General features: G+C 65.2%; 14 protein-coding genes and 1 tRNA gene. 8 read left to right on the top strand and 7 right to left on the bottom strand.

What is annotated here, in order from left to right:
• Positions 1–32: 32 nt before the first annotated feature.
• The 3 genes from BCHO_RS01800 to htpX form a co-directional block, all read right to left on the bottom strand.
• A complete protein-coding gene (locus BCHO_RS01800; RefSeq protein WP_024541502.1) occupies positions 33–890 on the bottom strand; it encodes an SIR2 family NAD-dependent protein deacylase in 858 nt (285 codons plus the stop codon).
• Positions 890–1,702: a protein-ADP-ribose hydrolase gene (locus BCHO_RS01795; RefSeq protein WP_024541503.1), complete on the bottom strand. Its 813-nt coding sequence runs from the start codon at positions 1,700–1,702 to the stop codon at positions 890–892. Before BCHO_RS01795 ends, BCHO_RS01800 begins: the two co-directional genes overlap by 1 nt.
• Positions 1,703–1,914: 212 nt before the next feature.
• Positions 1,915–2,871 carry a zinc metalloprotease HtpX gene (gene htpX, locus BCHO_RS01790; protein WP_024541504.1) on the bottom strand — a complete coding sequence of 319 codons (957 nt, stop codon included), beginning with the start codon at positions 2,869–2,871 and terminating at the stop codon, positions 1,915–1,917.
• A 94-nt stretch (positions 2,872–2,965) separates the two neighbouring features.
• Here htpX and BCHO_RS01785 point away from each other — a divergent pair, with 94 nt between their 5' ends.
• Positions 2,966–4,414, top strand: coding sequence for an FAD-dependent oxidoreductase (locus BCHO_RS01785; RefSeq protein ID WP_024541505.1), 1,449 nt, complete (start codon positions 2,966–2,968; stop codon positions 4,412–4,414).
• A 171-nt stretch (positions 4,415–4,585) separates the two neighbouring features.
• Complete coding sequence (locus BCHO_RS01780) at positions 4,586–5,761, top strand: serine hydrolase (RefSeq protein WP_024541506.1); 1,176 nt, start codon at positions 4,586–4,588, stop codon at positions 5,759–5,761.
• Between the two features lie 158 nt (positions 5,762–5,919).
• On the opposite strand, the gene BCHO_RS01775 is transcribed toward BCHO_RS01780, so the two are convergent.
• Positions 5,920–8,136, bottom strand: a complete 2,217-nt coding sequence (locus BCHO_RS01775) for a heavy metal translocating P-type ATPase (protein WP_024541507.1) — start codon at positions 8,134–8,136, stop codon at positions 5,920–5,922.
• A gap of 343 nt (positions 8,137–8,479) precedes the next feature.
• Entirely contained in the window at positions 8,480–10,117 is a 1,638-nt protein-coding gene (locus BCHO_RS01770) for a S1C family serine protease (RefSeq protein ID WP_081708003.1), read from the bottom strand.
• A 429-nt stretch (positions 10,118–10,546) separates the two neighbouring features.
• Here BCHO_RS01770 and BCHO_RS01765 point away from each other — a divergent pair, with 429 nt between their 5' ends.
• Both BCHO_RS01765 and tgt read left to right on the top strand, forming a co-directional pair.
• Positions 10,547–11,053: a helix-turn-helix domain-containing protein gene (locus BCHO_RS01765; RefSeq protein WP_051354936.1), complete on the top strand. Its 507-nt coding sequence runs from the start codon at positions 10,547–10,549 to the stop codon at positions 11,051–11,053.
• A gap of 383 nt (positions 11,054–11,436) precedes the next feature.
• A complete protein-coding gene (gene tgt / locus BCHO_RS01760; protein WP_024541510.1) occupies positions 11,437–12,786 on the top strand; it encodes a tRNA guanosine(34) transglycosylase Tgt in 1,350 nt (449 codons plus the stop codon).
• Between the two features lie 357 nt (positions 12,787–13,143).
• Here tgt and BCHO_RS01755 read toward each other — a convergent pair whose 3' ends face one another.
• The gene (locus tag BCHO_RS01755; RefSeq protein ID WP_024540472.1) at positions 13,144–13,785 is read right to left on the bottom strand and encodes an NAD(P)-dependent oxidoreductase; all 642 of its coding nucleotides are present in this window, start codon (positions 13,783–13,785) and stop codon (positions 13,144–13,146) included.
• Positions 13,786–14,045: 260 nt separating this feature from the next.
• On the opposite strand from BCHO_RS01755, the gene BCHO_RS01750 reads away from it, so the two are divergent.
• Both BCHO_RS01750 and BCHO_RS01745 read left to right on the top strand, forming a co-directional pair.
• A complete protein-coding gene (locus BCHO_RS01750) occupies positions 14,046–14,501 on the top strand; it encodes an Rrf2 family transcriptional regulator (protein ID WP_237743010.1) in 456 nt (151 codons plus the stop codon).
• A gap of 81 nt (positions 14,502–14,582) precedes the next feature.
• Positions 14,583–14,665, top strand: a tRNA-Leu gene (locus tag BCHO_RS01745).
• 261 nt (positions 14,666–14,926) lie between these two features.
• Here the strand turns inward: BCHO_RS01745 and BCHO_RS01740 are convergent.
• Positions 14,927–15,679: a DUF5067 domain-containing protein gene (locus BCHO_RS01740; protein WP_051354844.1), complete on the bottom strand. Its 753-nt coding sequence runs from the start codon at positions 15,677–15,679 to the stop codon at positions 14,927–14,929.
• A gap of 260 nt (positions 15,680–15,939) precedes the next feature.
• Between BCHO_RS01740 and BCHO_RS01735 the strand changes: the two genes are divergently transcribed.
• Both BCHO_RS01735 and BCHO_RS01730 read left to right on the top strand, forming a co-directional pair.
• A complete protein-coding gene (locus BCHO_RS01735) occupies positions 15,940–17,433 on the top strand; it encodes a sensor histidine kinase (protein ID WP_051354843.1) in 1,494 nt (497 codons plus the stop codon).
• 30 nt (positions 17,434–17,463) lie between these two features.
• Positions 17,464–18,156 (top strand): response regulator transcription factor, encoded by a 693-nt coding sequence (locus tag BCHO_RS01730; RefSeq protein WP_029675321.1) that lies wholly within the window; start codon positions 17,464–17,466, stop codon positions 18,154–18,156.
• The last annotated feature ends 23 nt before the right edge of the window (positions 18,157–18,179 follow it).

Genomic DNA, 18,179 nt, shown 5'->3' with positions numbered 1-18,179 from the left:
ACAGCCGTCGCCCACAGGGGCGGGCGTGCACGCTATGCGAGCACTGCAGGCAGCAGCTGCGCGATGTCGCCCTCCAGCGCGATGCCGTTAGTCACCGACGGGTCGATGGCGGTATCGTCACGGTTCATGCGGACCAGCGGCATGCCGGTCGTCTGGGCGAGCCGTTCGAACGGCAGGCGGATCCACGTCGGCGTGTTCCAGCCGACGCCGAGCTCCAGCAGCACCGTCGGCTGTTCGGCGCCGCACTGCACGAAGTCGACGTACCGCCGTTGCTGCGCATACCACTGCGCGTCCTGCACGAACGATTCGTCCATGCGCAGATGCATCGCCATCGGGCCGCCGCAGGTCGGGCAGTGCGGAATCAGCGACGGATCGCTGATGCGCGTGCGTTCGCCGGGGTTCGTGTCACGTTCGATCACAGCGAAGATCTCACGCGCGTCGTACACGGTGCCGTCGCAGCCGCGCGCGCACTGGATGTGCGCATAATCGCCCTGCGGCGTGAAGATGCGCGCGGGGTCGAAGCCGGCCTTGGCGAACTGGCTGTCGGCGTTCGTCGTCATCACGAAATAGTCGCGTTCCTTCGCCCAGTCATACAGTTCTTCGTACAGCGGCAGCGCCGGCTGCTCCAGATTGTTCACCGACGCATGATGCGCCCAGTATGCCCACTTGTCGGCCTCGTCCTTGAACGGGTAGAATGCCGCCGAATACATGTCGGTGATGCCGTAGCGCTCGATGAACGACGCCATGTGCCGCCGGAAGCGTTCGCCGCCGTAACACAGGCCGGCGGCCGTCGACAGGCCGCTGCCCGCGCCGATGAGCACACGCCGCGCGCCGGCGAGCACGTCACGTGCGCGTTCGACCTCCTCATGCTGCCGCCGTTCCATCGTCATCATTCCTCCTTGTCGTCATATCCGTCGAGCAGATTCCGGTAGAGTCGCTCGTCCTGTTCGGAAAACACATCGAAGATCACATGGTCGATCGGCCGTCCGCTTCCCTCGTGCGCGTCGAGCCACGCGCGCACGGTCCACACGGCGATGGCCGCCGCAGGTTCGTGCGGGAAGCCGAATTCGCCGGTCGAGATGCAGCAGGACGCGATGGACGCGCATCCCGCCGCCGCGGCGGCGTCGAGGCACGAGCGGTAGCATGAGGCGAGCAGCTCGCAGTCGCGCGCGGTGAGCGCGCCGGCGACGATCGGACCGACCGTGTGCGCCACATAATCGGCGGGAAGGTCGAAGGCGGGCGTGATCCGCGCCTCGCCGGTCGGCTCCTCGCGGCCCTGCATGAGCTCCGCGCACGCCAGACGCAGCTGCACGCCCGCAGCGGAATGAATCGCGTTGTCGATGCAGCGGTGCAGCGGCACGAAACAGCCGAGCATCGCCGCATTGGCCGCGTTGACGATCGCGCCGACCCTGAGCCGCGTGATATCGCCGCGCCACACCGCCAACCGCGGATCGAGCGCGCTCGGCTTGATCGAGGACACGTCGACGATGCCGCGCCGTTCCACCTCGTCGCACAGCAGCCCGTCCTGCAACGCGAGGAAACGCTCCGACGCCGGCATCGGCGGCCGCACGTTCATCAGCGCACGCAGCAGCGCGCGCCGTTCGTCCTCGGACCGCGGCACCGCGGCCGCCTCCTGCGCATACTCGGGCATCTCCTCGACGAGCATGTCGATCAGCCGATCGATCGTCTCCAGACGTGTCATCGCCGCCGCCTTTCCCAATCCGCTTCCACTGTTGTAACAATCGTTATTACAACAACACTACTACAACAGCGAGGACATGCGACTATTCCCGCGGCGGAACCTCATCCGTGCGCCGACCGGCGCAGACGAACATCGGCGCGCCCCTCGCGGAGCGCGCCGATATGGATCTTCAGATGATACGCACTGCCGAACGAACAGGTTCGGCGTTGGTTTCAGTACCGATGCGAGCCGACCGCGCCGGGCGCTGCTCCCATGTCGATGCCCGGCGCACCCATGTCGGCCGCCATCTGCTGCAGACGGGCGATGCGGTCCTCGGTCGGCGGATGCGTCGAGAACAGCCGCGAGAAGCCCTTCGCCGAAAACGGCGACTCGATCATCATCGCCGCCGTCGACTGGTCGGTCGCCGTCGCCGGCATCGGGTTTTGCACGATACCGTACTGGATCTTGTACAGCGCGCTTGCGAGCGCGTCCGGGTCGCCGGTCAGGACGCTGCCGTCCTCGTCGGCGTCGTATTCGCGTGTGCGCGAGATCGCCATCTGAATCAGCGACGCGGCGATCGGCGCGAGGATCATACTGAGCAGTGCGCCGAGTGCGCCGAGCGCGCCGGCGCCGTTGTCGGAGTCGCGGTCGTTGCGCGTGGAGTTGCCGAAGTACATCAGCGAATAGCCGAGGTAGGTGATGACGGTGGCCATTGCACCGGCGATCGCCGACGTGCGGATGTCGCGGTTGTACACGTGCATCAGCTCGTGGCCGAGCACGCCGCGCATCTCGCGGTAGTCGAGGATGCGCATGATGCCCTGCGTGCAGCACACGGCCGCGTGGCGTTCGTTGCGTCCGGTCGCGAAGGCGTTCGGCGTCTCGGTCGGCGCGATGTAGATGCGCGGCATCGGCTTGCCGGCCGTCTGCGACAGTTCGCGCACGATCGCATACAGCTGCGGCGCCTCCTGCTCGCTGACCGGCTGCGCATGCATCGACGCGAGCGCGAGCCTGTCGGAGAACCAGTACGAGACGAAGGACATGCCCAGGCCGACCGCGACGTAGTAGACGAGCGTGTCCACATACGCGCCCGTCGCCCACCAGATGACCATGATGATCGCCCACATGATCGCGAACAGTATCGCCGTTTTCAACCCGTTGTAGTGGTTGTGCATCCGTAGTCTGCCGTTCATAGGCACCAGTGTACCGATGGCCGCGCTCGCCTCCCCGTTCCGTCCCATCTGACCCCCTTCCCCCGTTCGCGCTTATCGGCTACGCTAGTATGCCGTGACTAATGATTCTGAACTTCGTATTGCCGTCATCGGCGCCGGCCCGGCCGGCGTGTATTCCTCCGACATCTTCCTGCGTCAGCTCGCCAAGCTCGGCGACGAGCTGGGTCTGGGCACGGATGCGCGCATCGACCTGTTCGAGAAGCTGCCGGTGCCCTTCGGCCTCGTGCGCTACGGCGTCGCGCCCGACCATCCGTCGATCAAGTTCATCGCGTCCGCGCTCGAGAAGACGCTCGACAATCCGAACATCCATCTGTACTGCGACGTGGAGTTCGGCAAGGACGTGACGCTCGACGACCTGCTCGAGCGCTACGACGCCGTGCTCTTCGCGACCGGCGCGATCAAGGACAAGCCGCTCAATCTGCCGGGCGCCGACTACGACGGCGTCTACGGCGCGGCGAAGTTCGTCGAATGGTACGACGGCTATCCGACCGGCGTGCGCGAGTGGCCGCTGCAGGCCGAGGAGGTCGCCGTCATCGGCGGCGGCAACGTGGCGATGGACGTCGCCCGCGAGCTGATGCGCAACGCCGACGACCTGCGCGCGCGCACCGACATTCCGGACAACGTGTACGAGGGCATCCTGCGCAACAAGGCGAAGACGCTGCATCTGTTCATCCGCCGCGGCGTCGCGCAGGCGAAGTTCTCCGTTCAGGAGCTGCGCGAGATGGAGAAGCTGCCCGGCGTCCAGCTGATCATCGACGAGGACGACTTCGAGCTCGACGACGACACGATCGAGGAGGCCGGTAAGGACAAGCTGACCCGCCAGATGGTCGAGGAGCTGTTCGCGATCCGCGAGATGGCCGAGGACATGGAGGACGACGGCGACGTCGACTTCGAAGGCAATCCGGCGGACCGCAAGTACTACATCCACTTCAACTCCGCGCCGACCGAGATCCTCGGCGAGGACGGCAAGGTCTGCGGCATCCGCGTCGAGCGCACCGAGACCTCGGCGGACGGCAGGATGACGCGCACCGGCGAGTTCACCGACTATCCGGTGCAGGCCGTCTACCATGCGATCGGCTACAAGCCGGAGTCCGTGCCGGGCATCGCCTATGACGAGCAGGGCGCGCATCTGGCGAACGCGAACGGCGACGGCCGCATCACCGTCGACGCCGTCAACGGCGAGGTGCGCGACCGTCTGTATGCGACCGGCTGGGCGAAACGCGGGCCGGTCGGCCTGATCGGTTCGACGAAGTCGGACGCGCTGATGATCGTCACGGCGATGCTCGAGGATCTCGCGAAGAACAAGGAGAACGCGCGTCTGGCGCCGGACCGCGACCCCGAATCGATCGACCGTCTGCTCGCCGAGCGCGGCGTCAACCCGATCGACTTCGCCGGCTGGAAGCGCGTCGACGCCTTCGAACGCGCCGAAGGCGCGAAGGAAGGCCGCGAGCACAAGAAGGTCATCGACCCCGACGAGTTCCGTCGTCTCGCCCACGGCGAGTGACGCGGACGCAATCCGACGAAATCCGCGACGACGAGGGCGGGCGGCGACGAGCCGCCCGCCCTCGTCGTCGCAGCGTCCGCCGTGGCCGCCACGCCCCGTCGATGCCGAAGGGTGCCCCTATAGTTTTGCTGTGGAAGAGCGTGGGCATACGTGAGAAACGGGTGCGCAGGGATGCAGAAGAAGACGAAACGCGGCACGATTCCCAAATGGCGTGACGTGCCGCTGACCGACGCCCAGCTCGACGTCTCCATCGCCCGCCATCGCAAATCGATCGCCAAATGGAAGGGCATCGCCGTCGCGTCGACGATCGTCGCAGCCGCCGGCATGCTCAGCGTCGGCGCCGTCGGCGTCTTCGGCGACGGACTCGCGAACGCCGCCCACCCCACCGCCGCCGCCACGCAGACGATGCCGATGCCGCCGCAGTCGCCGACCGTCTTCTCGACGCCGCAGTCGGGCGGCATCGAGAAGACGGTCGTCACGCCGAACCTCAGCGAAGTCGCGGCGGACGCGTTCGCGAACCTGCGCGCGACCGACGGCGCCGCCGCCGTGTCGGCCGCCGGCGTCACATTGACCGACGCCGAATCCGCGCAGCTGCAGCACGCGGTCAGCGCCTACCACGAGCAGGGATTCGAGGTCTCCTTCGCCGTCGTCGACATGCGCACCGGCGCCGTCATCACGTCCTTCGCGAACGTGCCTCGGTATTCGGCGTCGTCGATCAAGGCCCCGTACATCATGTCGCTCGCGCAGACGGGCGCGCTCGACCTCGATTCGGTCTCGACGAGCGTCGACGCCGACGCGGCCTATCTCAACCGCCTGATCACGGCGACGCTCACCGTCTCCGACAACGACGCCTACGAATCGCTGTACCGGCGCTACGGCACGCCGCCGTTCGCGGCATGGACGGCCGGCTACACCTTCGACGCGCCACTCACCGGCTACTACGAGTTCCTGACGGCGAGCGACCTGGCACGGCTGTGGGTGCTCGGATACCAGTATCTGTTCTCGGACGCGGCGCCGGCGAAGGCGGACGGCACGCCGGCCGCGTCGAAGGAGGCGCGCGCGTGGCTCGCGCAGCAGATGCGCGGCTCGCTCAACTCGTCGATCCAGATGGCACATGCCGAATCCGAGGAAGTGTATACGAAGGCCGGATGGATCTACGGCGAAGGCGACTTCTACGCGCTCAACGACGCCGGCATCGTATTGCCGGCCGGCGCGCACGACCTGCAGGCGCATCCGCAGGGCTATGTGCTCGCGATCCTGTCCGACGCGTGCGGACGCAACGATCTGCTGAGCGAACTGGCGACCGTCGTCGACGACGTCATCGCCGACCTGCACCGCGCATCGTGAGATCCGTGCGGATGCGACGCGCAGACGATTGCAGCGCATAGCGACATATACGACATACACGAACGGGGCCGTTTTCGGCGGACGATGACGTCCGCCGAAAACGGCCCCGGAACGATTCGCGTCGGGCCGCGCAGCACACGCGCGACCCGACCCGCGCGCTACTTGCGGTCGAGCAGCGCCGTCAGCGCCCACAGGATCGAGACGACGTCGATCGCCTCCTGCAGGAACGCGCCGGCGACGACCGGGATGAGGTTGAACGCCGCGCACACCATGCCGACGATCGCGAGCGCGATGCCGACGAGCACGGCCTGCAGCATGCGCTGCTTCGTCTGCCGTGCGATCCTGACGCCCTTCGGCACGGCGCCGATGTCGTCGTTCATGATGACGACCTCGGCCGACTCGGAGGCCGCCGTCGACGTGCCGTCGGTCATCGCCATGCCGATGTCGGCGACGGCGAGCACCGGCGAATCGTTGACGCCGTCGCCGACCATCATCGTCACGTCGCGGTGGATCGGCTCGCCGAGCAGCTTCGCGGCGGCGCGCTCCCACCATATCTCGGTACCGCCCTTCTCCTGCTGCGAGGCCTGGCGCACGGCTTCCACCTTGTCCTGCGGCAGCAGTTCGTAGCGCACGTCGGTGATGCCGACCTCGTTCGCGATGATCATCGCCGACGACTTCTTGTCGCCGGTGAGCATCGTCTCCTCCTTGACACCGAGTTCACGCAGCTCCTGGATCGACTGCTTCGCGTTGTGGCGCGGGATGTCACGCAGCACGATGCGCGCCGCGAGATGGCCGTCGATGGCGATGTAGGTGGCCATCTCGTCGGGCTCCAACGTATCCGGCCACAGTTTGACGGCCGCGCGGTCGGCGGCCTCCATCGCCTTCTCGTTGCGCTCCTCCTCGGCGGCATTGTGCACCTCCTGGCTGGCGATGTCCTGCTCGGTCACAAAGGCGTAGCGGCCGACCTCCACCTTGTGGCCGTCGACGGTGCCGCGCACGCCTTTGCCGGGGGTCTCACAGACGTTGCCGACGACCGGGTAGTTCTCGTTCGGGTTCGGCAATGCGCGGTGGGAGGCGTCCACATGGCCCTCGGCAGCCGTCTTGCCGCTCGAGCTCGGCAGGCGGCCGAGCCGCTCCATCGCCTTACGCCCGGCTTCGACGATGCCCTTGGCGAGCACATGCACGGAGAAGCTTTCGACGACGCCGGCCATCATCAGGATCTCGTCCTCGGAGACGTCCGCGGGCATGCCGTTGGCCTTCTCGACGCGCACGACCTGCGGCTGCTTGACGGTGAGCGTGCCGGTCTTGTCGAAGAAGACGTGCGTGACGCGGCCGAGGTTCTCGAGCACGTCCTGCGATTTGACGAGGATCTTCTGCTTGGCGAGGCGCGCGGTGCCGGCGACGTAGGCGACCGGCGCGGCGATCAGCAGCGGGCACGGCGTCGCGAGCACGAGCACCTGCGCGAAGCGCAGACCGGTGCCGGAGATGACCCATGCGACAATCGCGATCGCGAAGGAGACGATCGTGAACGGCACGGCGAGCATGTCCGCCGTGCGCACGACGGCCGCGCGCGACTCCTCGGCGGAGGCGACGAGCTTGAGGATCTGCTGGTACTGGGAGTCGGCGGCGAGCGAGGTCGTGCGGATCATCATCGTCGTCGAGCCGTTGATCGAGCCGGAAAGCACCTTCGCACCGGCGAAGATCGTGCGCGGCACCGGCTCGCCGTTGATGTTGCTCAGGTCGACGCTCGCGGTGCCGCTCAGCAGCATGCCGTCGACCGGCACGATCTCGCCGGGAAGCACGAGCAGCACCGAACCGAGCTTGACGTCGTTGACCGGCACCGTCTCGAAGTGGCCGTTGCCGGCGTTGAGCTGCCTGCCTTCGCGCTGGGCGTCCTCGACGGCCTGCTGCACCTTGCGGAAGCCCTCGTCGGTCATGTCCGGCTCGGCGCCGGCCTCGGTGCCCGGCAGCGTGACGACATGCGCCTGCTGCGGCGCGGCCTTGATCAGCGCGGTGAGGTTGCCCTTCGCCTTGTTCTGCGCATACGATTCGATCGCCTCGCCGGAGGCGACCATCAGCACGACGGCCCATGACGCCCAGTACTGCTGCACGCAGACCGTGGAGACGAGCGCGACGATTGCGAGCAGGTCGACGCCCGCATGGCCGTGCTTGATGCTTTCGATCATCTCGCGGACGCTCGTGTAGATCGTCCAGACGACGAACAGGATGATGATCCATTCGCCGACGCCGGGATCGAATGCGGGGTGGATGTGGCCCCATGGGCGCCACTGCGGTATCAGCGCCAGCGGGATCGCCGCGAGCAATGTGAGCGGAAGCAGCGGGACTTCCTTGCAAAGATCGATGATTTTCCTCATCGCATCTCCTTACGGTCGGTATCGTCTTCCCATCCCGCGCACGGCCGCGCAACGGGTGCGCGATCCGGCGGGTCCGGAAATGTCAGCTTCACGCCTTGTTAGCCCATCGAACACGGCGCCCGGCTTGGCGCGCTTACGACACACGGCGTAAAAAGATTGCTAGATTCATCTTCAGTTATCGGCCCACGAACATGGATGTCCGTGATGCGAACGTGTTTCACTGTAACAAAAAACGCCGAATAGCGCGAATTACGCTATTCGGCGTCCTCACCGCGACATCGCCGGGGCGCCGTGAGGCCTCCGGCTGAATCGCTTCAGCCGGAGGCCTCACGGCGGGGCGTGTTTACCACAGGCCGAAGGGGTCGAAGAGCCCTCCGTCGTTACGGTCGCGGTTGTCCTGCTGCTCCTGCTGCTGGCGGCGCTGCTCCTGCTGGTCGTTCTCGCTGCGCGACGAGCCGTTGACGTCCGCCTCGGCCTTGTCGAGCGTGACATTGACGTCCATGACCTTGCCGTCGCGCACGATGGTCAGCTTCGCCGTCGACCCCATCGCCGCCGCGCGCACGAAGCCGAGCAGCGAATAGTTGTTCGTCACGGCGAGGCCGTCGTAGGCGACGATGACGTCGCCCTTGACGATGCCGGCCTTCTCGGCAGGTCCGCCGGTGACGAGCGACTGCACTTCGGTGCCGGCGCGCGTCACGCCGTCCGCCGTCACCGTCGTGTTCTTGATCGTGACGCCGAGCGCGACATGCTCGACCTTGCCGTTCTTGATGATCTCGTTCGCGACGCGCTTGACGAGGTTCGACGGGATCGCGAAGCCGATGCCGATCGACCCGACGTTCTCCTCGCTGCTCGCCGTCGACGCGATCGACGAGTTGATGCCGATGACCTGGCCGGCCGCGTTGAAGGTCGGACCGCCCGAGTTGCCCGGGTTGACGGCCGCGTCGATCTGGATCGCGTTCGTCACGATCGTCTGGTTGTCCTCGTCCATCACCGAGACCGGGCGGTTGAGCGCAGAGACGATGCCGGTCGTCGCCGTGTCGTCGTAGCCGAGCGGGTTGCCGATCGCCATGATCGGCTCGCCGACGGCCACCTTCGCGGAATCGGCGAATTCGACGGCCGTCAGGTTGGACGGCGGGTTCTTGAGCTGGATGACGGCCAGATCGGTCGTCGAATCGGTGCCGACGACGTCGGCCTCGTACAGGTCGCCGTTGCTCAGCGTCACGACGATGCTCTTCGCGCCGGAGACGACGTGGTTGTTCGTGACGATGTGGCCCTCCTTGTCGATGATCGCGCCGGAGCCCTTCGCTTCGCCCTCGGCGACGGTCGTCGAGATCGAGACGACGGCGTTCGAGACCTTCGACGAGACGGCCGTCCAATCCGGCGCCGCGCCGCCTTCGACAACGGCGCTGCCTTCGGAGCCGCTCTGGTTCGACGAGGAGACCGACGACATCGACGTCGTCGTCGGCACCTTCACCCAGCCGTAGGTGAGCGCCGTCCAGCCGATGCCGAGGCACAGGATCGCCGTCACGACGGCGGAGACGACGCCGATGAGCACGCCGTGCGACTTCGTCTCCTCACGGCCGATGTCGGCGTAGGGGTTGTGCGGGTCGTTGCCGCCGAGCGGTGCGCCCGGCATCGTCGGCGCACCGGGATTGCCGTTGCCGCCGTTGTTGCCGTCGTTGTTCACGGCGCCGAAGGGGACATACGGGGAGCGGCCGGCGTGCGGCTGCTGCGGGCCGTCATGGTTCGCACCGGGCATGTTCTGGTTCTGGAACGGCAGCGCGAACGGCGACGTCGGCTGCGCCTGCGAATGGGCCGGCTGCTGCGGCTGGTTCGGCGTCGTCGGCGCATACGCGCCGTACATCGGCGCCGGACGGTATCCCTGCGCCACCGGCTGCTGCGGCTGCGTCGGCGTCTGGTCGGCGGCCGGCTGCTGCGCATTCGCGTCCGATTCGTCGGACGGCGTCTGCTGTGCGGACATGGTCTGCGGTTCCTGCAGCTGGGGTTGCGCCGGATGGGAGTCGTCGGTCTCCCACGGGTAACGGTTCTCGTCACTCATCTGTTCTCTCCATTCGTCACTCGATGCACTGTCTGTCTGTGTTCGTCACCGGTCATCGTAGTGCGTCGGCGCGGCGCGCGCGGCACTGTTCGTCACCGGTAGAGGAATCTCTATCCCCATAGTTAAGGCGCGGCTACTTGACGTTTCCTGAATGTTTGTTGAGAGTCGAAACCATGTTTGATGGCAAGTTCCTTGGGAGGCGGATGCCGACGGGACGCCCGCGCACGGCGCCCCGCCGCCGCGCTCACGCGCTCATCGACGCGATCGTATCGAGCATCCGCTGCGAGCGGTGAGTTCGCATTCATCCTGAATATCCTACGCAAAGCCACCGGGGAGGACATCACTCCAACGATGGTGGAGACCACCGTCCCGCTCAGCGCGACATTCGCGGAGTTCGCACGCGGACCGGTGACCGAGTCCGGCGCGAACGCGCTCGGTCTGCGGACCGCGGATCTGCAGTTGCCGTTCAAGAACGCGAACGATGCGATGTGGCGGTATTTCGAACCTGAGCTCAAACGCCGCATGGAACAGCTGGAAATCGACGAATCCGCATCCGCGAAAGTACGCGCGGCGTTGGTGACGCTGCTACCGTCGGGACGCAGCGGCGTGGATGACGTCGCCGCCGAACTGCACACAAGCCCGCGCACACTGCAGCGGCAGCTCGCCGATGAGGGCATGACGTTCCGCAAACAGCTCAACCATGTGCGACTGCTGCTGTCTGAGCAGTATCTCTCGTCGAGCTCGATGACGCTGGACTCCATCGCGTTCATGCTCGGATATGCGGAAGTGAACAGTTTCATCCGCGCATTCACGATGTGGACCGGGAAATCACCAACGGAGTTCAGGAAGGGCGAGTGATGAGCGATGACAATCGGTAATCATCGGTAATCAATGAATGCGCTCGTCCCGCCCTTGCTCAACTCAGACTCACGAAAATCCGAGAAGCGTCCATGCCGCAGCCCAACACCGTCAGGGTTCCGTACGGCACATCACCATCGAACGGCAGCAGCGATGATGCAGACGAAATCGACGATGTGGGGCGATACGCGACGTCATCGGCGACATTGGGGCGAGGCCAGACCAAGCAGATGGCCGCCGGCCATGAGCCTCCGCCAATGACAGCAATGCGGTTCATCACACAATCCCCAAGGCGGAGCGACGGCATGGCGGATGACGAACCGAGACAGCGGCAAGCGCACGACCCATGCCGATGGACAACCGCAGGCCCTAGAATTGCACACATGACCAGCACGAGCATTCCATCAGACACGACCATCACAAGCGCGCCGGCACCGCAGCTCGTCGAGCATCCGCGCGGCGCCGAGGCGGGCAAGCCGGGCGACCGCAGCGCCTTCCACTTCGAGCAGATCACACGGCTGCCGGACAGCTCGGACGGCAAAGGCAAGGGCGGCGCACGCTACGGACGCACTGGCATCCTGCACACACCGCACGGCGACATCAGGACGCCGGCCTTCGTGCCGGTCGCCACGCAGGGCGCGATGAAGGCCGTGCTTCCCGAATCGATGGTGCAGCTCGGCGCGCAGTGCCTGCTGTCGAACGCGTTCCATCTGTATGAGCGCCCCGGCGAGGACGTGCTCGACGAGGCGGGGGGACTTGCGAAGTTCATGAACTGGAACGGCCCCACCTTCACCGATTCCGGCGGCTTCCAGGTGCTCTCGCTCGGCGCCGGATTCAAGAAGACGCTCGCGATGGACGTGAAAGGCATGAAATCGGACGACGTCATCGCCGAAGGCAAGGAACGCATGGCCTTCGTCGACGAGGACGGCGTGACCTTCAAATCGCCGCTCAACGGTTCACTGCACCGCTTCTCGGCGGAGATATCGATGAACATCCAGCACAAGATCGGCGCCGACATCATGTTCGCGTTCGACGAGCTGACGACGCTGATGAACACACGCCGCTATCAGGAGAATTCGGTCGAACGTACCTACCGTTGGGCGCAGCGCTGCGTCGCCGAGCACGAACGGCTCACGGCGGAGCGCGTCGGCAAGCCGTATCAGGCGCTCTACGGCGTCGTGCAGGGCGCAAACTACGAGGATCTGCGGCGTCACGCGGCGCAGCAGATCGCGTCGCTCGACTTCGACGGCGTCGGCATCGGCGGCGCGATGGAGAAGCGCATCATCGGCAACATCTGCGCGTGGATCTGCGATGAGATGCCGGAAAGCCGTCCGCGCCACGTGCTCGGCATCGCCGCGGTGGACGACATCTTCGCATGCGTCGAGAACGGCGGCGACACCTTCGACTGCGTCGCGCCGGCGCGCTGCGGCCGCAACGGCGCGATCTTCACGCGCGACGGCCGCTACAACATCAAGCGCGCACAGTACAAGCACGACTTCGGCCCGCTCGAGGAGGGCTGCGGCTGCTACACATGCACCCACTACTCGCGCGCCTACGTCGACCACCTGCTGCGCGCGCACGAGATGAACGGCTTCACGCTCGCGACGATCCACAACGAATACTTCTTCGTGCATCTGCTCGACGACATCCGCGCGTCGATCGACGGCGGATACTTCGACGAGTTCCGCGACGAGACGCTCGCCCGCTTCTACGCGAACGGATCGCGCGGATAACGGGAGCGGCACGCCCATAAGCGACCGAGCGACAGACGGGAACGCACGCCCCGCCCCTTTGCGGGACAAGTCATCGACCCGACCGACGAAACGGGACGCAAACCGGCCCCCTTGCGAGACAAGTCATCGACCCGACCGACGAAACGGGACGCAAACCGGCCCCCTTGCGAGACAAGTCATCGAACCGACCGACGAAACGGGACGCAAACCGGCCCCCTTGCGAGACAAGTCATCGACCCGACCGACGAAACGGGATGCAAAAGCGCTGCCGCGCGTCCCGACTCATCGACATCGTCGATGGAACGGGACGCGCGGCAGCGCATTGCTGGCGGCAATAATCCCGCCGCCCATTGTTCGTTACTTGCTCACGAGGGAGATGCGCTCGCGGATGTGCGGATGGTCGGTGACGATTTCGTCGACGATGCCGATCGCATAGTCGGCGTAGCTGATCTCGCTCTCACCGTTGGAGTTCAGCGTGAGGTCGTCGCCGGCGAGCTGGTATTCACCGGTGCGCGGACCGTCGGCGACGAAGTTGGCGGCCGGGCTCACATAGGTCCACTCGACGTCGTCGCGTGTACGCAAATCGGCGAGCGCCTTGCCATGCGCGGCGGAGACGCCCTTGAACGCATCCGGGAAGTCCGGCGTGTCCTCGAGCGCGATCTTCTTGCCGTCGGATTCGACGAGCAGGCTGCCTGCGCCGCCGACGACGATGAAGCGCGTATCGGTGCCGGCGAGCAGATCGGCGACATGCGCGACCTCACGCGGCAGTTCGTCGAAGGTCTCCGGCGTCCATGTGCCGAAGGCGTTGACGACGACGTCGAATCCCTTGGGATCGTCCTTCGTCAGATCAAAGGCGTCCTTGATGATGGCGTGCGGCGCAACCGTCTTGTTCTCGCCGCGCACGATGGCCGTCACGTCGAGACCGCGGTTGACGGCCTCCTCGACGATCAGACGTCCTTCCCTGCCGTTCGCCGCGATGACCGCAATCTTCTGTGCCATGATGATGTCCTTCCTGCATTGCTGCGTCTGCGTTTCTGGTTGTAATTTTGTTTGTTACAACCTGTTGATTGACAGTAAAGCACCGTTGTGATGTAATGTCAACTGTTACAACAACCGTCGGCGCGTCGCCAAGCGCCGCAACGGTTGCCGGAGAGCGGTTGACGTCGCGTACGGTGGACGCAACCGTGGCGCATGCGCCCGCCCTCGCCCACCGGCAGCCGTGGTTCAGGACACGAAGGACACAAAGAAAGGAAGCCGCCATGAAGGGAAAGGGAAACGGTATGCGCATATCGTCACGATTCCCGATCGCCGTGCACGTCATGCTGTGCATCGCGCATTTCGGCGCCACGAACAAGGTGACGTCGTCGTTCATCGCCGACAGCGTCAACGTCAACCCGGTGATCATCCGTCAGATCATCGGCAAGCTCAAGGACGCCGGCCTTGCCACCGTCGACGCCGGCGTCGGCGGCGCACACATCGCACGGCCGCTGACGTCGATCACATTGCTGGACGTCTACCGCGCAATTGAGGGATCGGATCGGAAGCTGTTCGGCTTCCATGACAATCCCAACCCGCAATGCCCGGTGGGACGCAACATCCACACATTGCTCGACGGCGAACTCGACGCCGCACAGCACGCGCTCGAAGCACAGCTGGGACAGACGACGCTCGCCCAGCTCAATGACCGTCTCGATACGCTGACCCGCAAGGATTAGAACGGCGCGCGACGCTACACCGCACTCGCAACACGCCGAGTTGCACACATGCGACGCATGGTGTAAATTCGATGTTTGTCTGCGAGCGTGGCGGAATGGTAGACGCGCTGTCTTCAGGTGGCAGTGAGCGTATGCTCGTGCGGGTTCAAGTCCCGCCGCTCGCACTAGCAAGAAACGGCTGATTCCCAACGGAATCAGCCGTTTTGCTTTGTCGAAAAAGGGCCTTGTGATAACGATTTGAGAACAATCCGGCAGCGGAGTCAGCACATGACAAACGAGGCCACCGCCGCGCGGAACGTCGGTTTGACAACATTTTGGCAACAAAAAGACGCCGCGGCGGATCCGCCCGGAGGTGGATACGCCACGGTCGGCGCCCGTCACAACAGCCGCGCATCGACACGGTGGCGGCTGTTGCCCGTTTTCCGTCACAGATCGAACTTATGCTCGACCATCTTGTCGTCGTTGAGCGAGAAAAGATCGGTGACGTCGACGGTGACCGGCGAATCGTCCTTGAGCACGTAGCCGATCGTCGTCTTGCCGCTCGCACCCGGCTGGACGTCCGCGACCAGCGAATTCGCGTCATATCCGGCCGGTTCCGTGCCGATGCCGTAGGTGGCCGTATCCAGCTCCTGTCCGTTCTGGAAGGCCTGGGCGTTGGCGAGCGCCATGAACGAGCTGTTCTTGTCGGTGTTGTTCTTCCACTCATAGGTCACGAGCACGGTCGGCTTACCTTCGAAATCGTTGTCCGATTTCACGGCGGAGACGATGCTGACATGCATGTTGTCGAGGTCGCCTTCCTTGTCCTGCTTTGACTGCTTCGCATCCGCTGTATTCGAGCCGCTCGAGGCCGAGGTGGAGGCGGACGACGAGCCGGTCGCGTCGTCGATCGCCTTGCTGAACGACGCCTGCAGGCTCAGCGTGATGATGACGGCGAGCACCGACAGCACGGTGCCGACGATTGCGATCGCCTTGCCGGACTTCTTGCCACGGAAGGTGCCGACGATCGCGATGATGCCCAGCACCGCGCCGACGACGCCGAGCACGGCCGCCGCGTTGTTGACGATCGGGATGAAGCTGAGCACGATCGACAGCACGCCGAGCACCAGACCGATGATGCCGCATACCGACATCTTCGTCGGCTGTTGCGGCGGACGAGCGTTCTTGGGTTCCGTAGTCATGATGGTTTCCCTTCCTGTCTTCCCGCGTATTTCGCGTTCGCCACACCTTGCATCGCATGTGTGCTGCTATCGACTGTAGGAAGGAACGGCCCGTCGCGACAGTGGACGAACGGGCATGTCGCTTCGCCCCATCGGGCATCACAAGCCAGCTGGATATGACCCTCCGACCAATGGCGCGCAATGACGGCAAAGGCCATAATGGTGGCATGTTTGATCAGGCAGCACATACGGACGTCCGGCACGCAGACGCCATCGACTCGATGGACGTCCCGGTCCGCACGCGCGTATGGTGCACGATCCTGATGGTGGCGTTCGCCAGCTTCGCGAACCTCATGCAGGCTGCCCTCGCCGGCGTCGACAGCACTCCGAACACCTTCTACTACGTGTGGTGCATCATCTGCACGCTGCTGGCGCTGCCCTCCGGCTTGCTGCTGCTCCTGCGCTCGAACCATCCGGCGATGACGTTCTGGCTGGCGTGCGCCTGCACGTGTCTGTTTCCTTTCGACGCATTGATGACGTTGATGGCGCTGGCATCACTGCTCGCGCGGCGCAATTCCAAACGGCTGGGCTGGTGTGCGACGCCCGCCGCAGCCGCCGTGACCGTCTGGTGTCAGCTGCGCGACGTGCTGCGCAGACCGGACGCGTCGCTGTGGCAGGCGATATTCACGAGGAACGGGACCGGAAGCCAGTACGGCACGGCGCCGGAGCTATTCGTCGGCCGTCCGGTCATCATGCTGACGGCGAGCGTCTTCGCTGGCATCGGCGTCGCATTGAGCGTCCTCATCGGCCTGCATATACGCCAACGCGCCATCACGACCTCGGCGGAGGCCAAGGCGGACGCCGCGCAGAACACCGTCGTGATGCTCCGGCAGAACCTTGATTCCCAGCAGTTCGCCGACGCACTCGCCGCCGAAGCGCATGACACGCTTGCCCATTCGCTGTCGCTGCTCGCATTGAACGCGAGCGCATTGCAGGCGACCGTGACTCATCTGCAGCAGGGCGTCGAACAGCTCAATCCTCCGCCGTCAGTGCTGCAGGATGCGCATGCGATCGCCGTGACCGCGGGAGACATCCGCAAGCAGGCGGCTGGAGCGCTCGACGAAGCGCATACGATCATCGACACGCTCCGTCATCCCGAACAGGCCGCCGCGCTGTTCGCCCCTTCCTGCGAGACGTCGCTCACGAGGACCTCGCTCAATCAACTGATCGACGATTCACGGGCAGCGGGCATGCGCATCGATTCGTGGATCGACATCCGCGACCTGAGTTCACTGGACGACGAGGTCTCGAAACTCGCCTATCGCGTCGTGCAGGAGGCACTGACGAACGCAAGGCGGCACGCTGCCGGCACGGCCGTCGCCCTGCAGGTGGACGCGTCGCCGAAGCAGGGAGTCCACATTCACGTGAGCAACGAGGTGCCGCCGCGGGCTCTCGCGACGCCACCGTCATCCATAACGTCGACGTCATCCGCAACATCGATGATGTCCGCTCCGATGCCTTCGACACCGATATCTCCGACGGAGACAATGCGTCCGGCGGCCGCTCCGGCCGCGCATGACGCAACAACGCCGGAGCACCATGCCGGAGAGCACCGTGCCGACGGCCGTCGCGGCGCCAATGCCGCCCGTGACGGCGAAGGGCTGACCGGCCTTGCGGCACGGGTGCGTCAGCTGCATGGCAACTGCGGCTACGGCTTCGACGACCATCATGTCTTCCATGTGGACGTCGCATTGCCGTGGACCGCCCGACCCTGAACGGGACGCCGCCGATTACGATGGCTGAACATGGCGCACACTACAACGGAGGATCATGCCGCGAAACCGATCGAGGTCATCGTCGTCGACGACGACCCGATGATCGGGCAGACGATGCGCATCATCCTCAACGATTATTCGCAGCAGCAGGTGAAGGTCTGCGCGACCGCGACCTCCGGCCCTGAATGCCTCGAACAGATCACGGCGCATATGCCCGACGTCGTGCTTGTGGACATCGCGATGCCGAGCATGGACGGCATCGCATTGACGCGCGCGATCCGCGCCGATGGCGGCAATGCGCCGCATGTGCTCATCCTGACATCGCTCGGTCCCACCGAAACGGTGCAGCGCGCCGTCGAGGCCGGCGCCGAGGGATTCATCTCGAAGACCGATGCACCGGAGGACATCATCCGGCGCATCATCGGCGTGTGCGACGGGGCGCCGCAGTTCAATCCGGCAAGCGAACGCCAGCTGATCGCCGACCTGCATCTGCAGCAACCGAACGCCAGACGACAGCAGGCGCGCGACCTGCTCGACGCACTGCCCGAACGCGAACGCGAAGCGGTCATGCTCGCCGCCGAAGGATTGACGAACGCGCAGATCGCGCAGCGGATGTTCATTTCGGAACGTACGGCGAAAGCGCATCTGTCGGCGGCAAGCGACCGGCTGTGCATGAGCCGCATCCAGATGGCACGCCTCGTGGAGCGCGCCGACCTGCAATGACGCCCGGCACTCCCCTGACGCCC

The sequence above is a fragment of the Bifidobacterium choerinum genome (assembly GCF_000741135.1).
GTDB classification, from domain to species: domain Bacteria; phylum Actinomycetota; class Actinomycetes; order Actinomycetales; family Bifidobacteriaceae; genus Bifidobacterium; species Bifidobacterium choerinum.
Note: the sequence above shows the minus strand (reverse complement) of the source record. Positions and strands in the feature narration are given on the sequence as shown.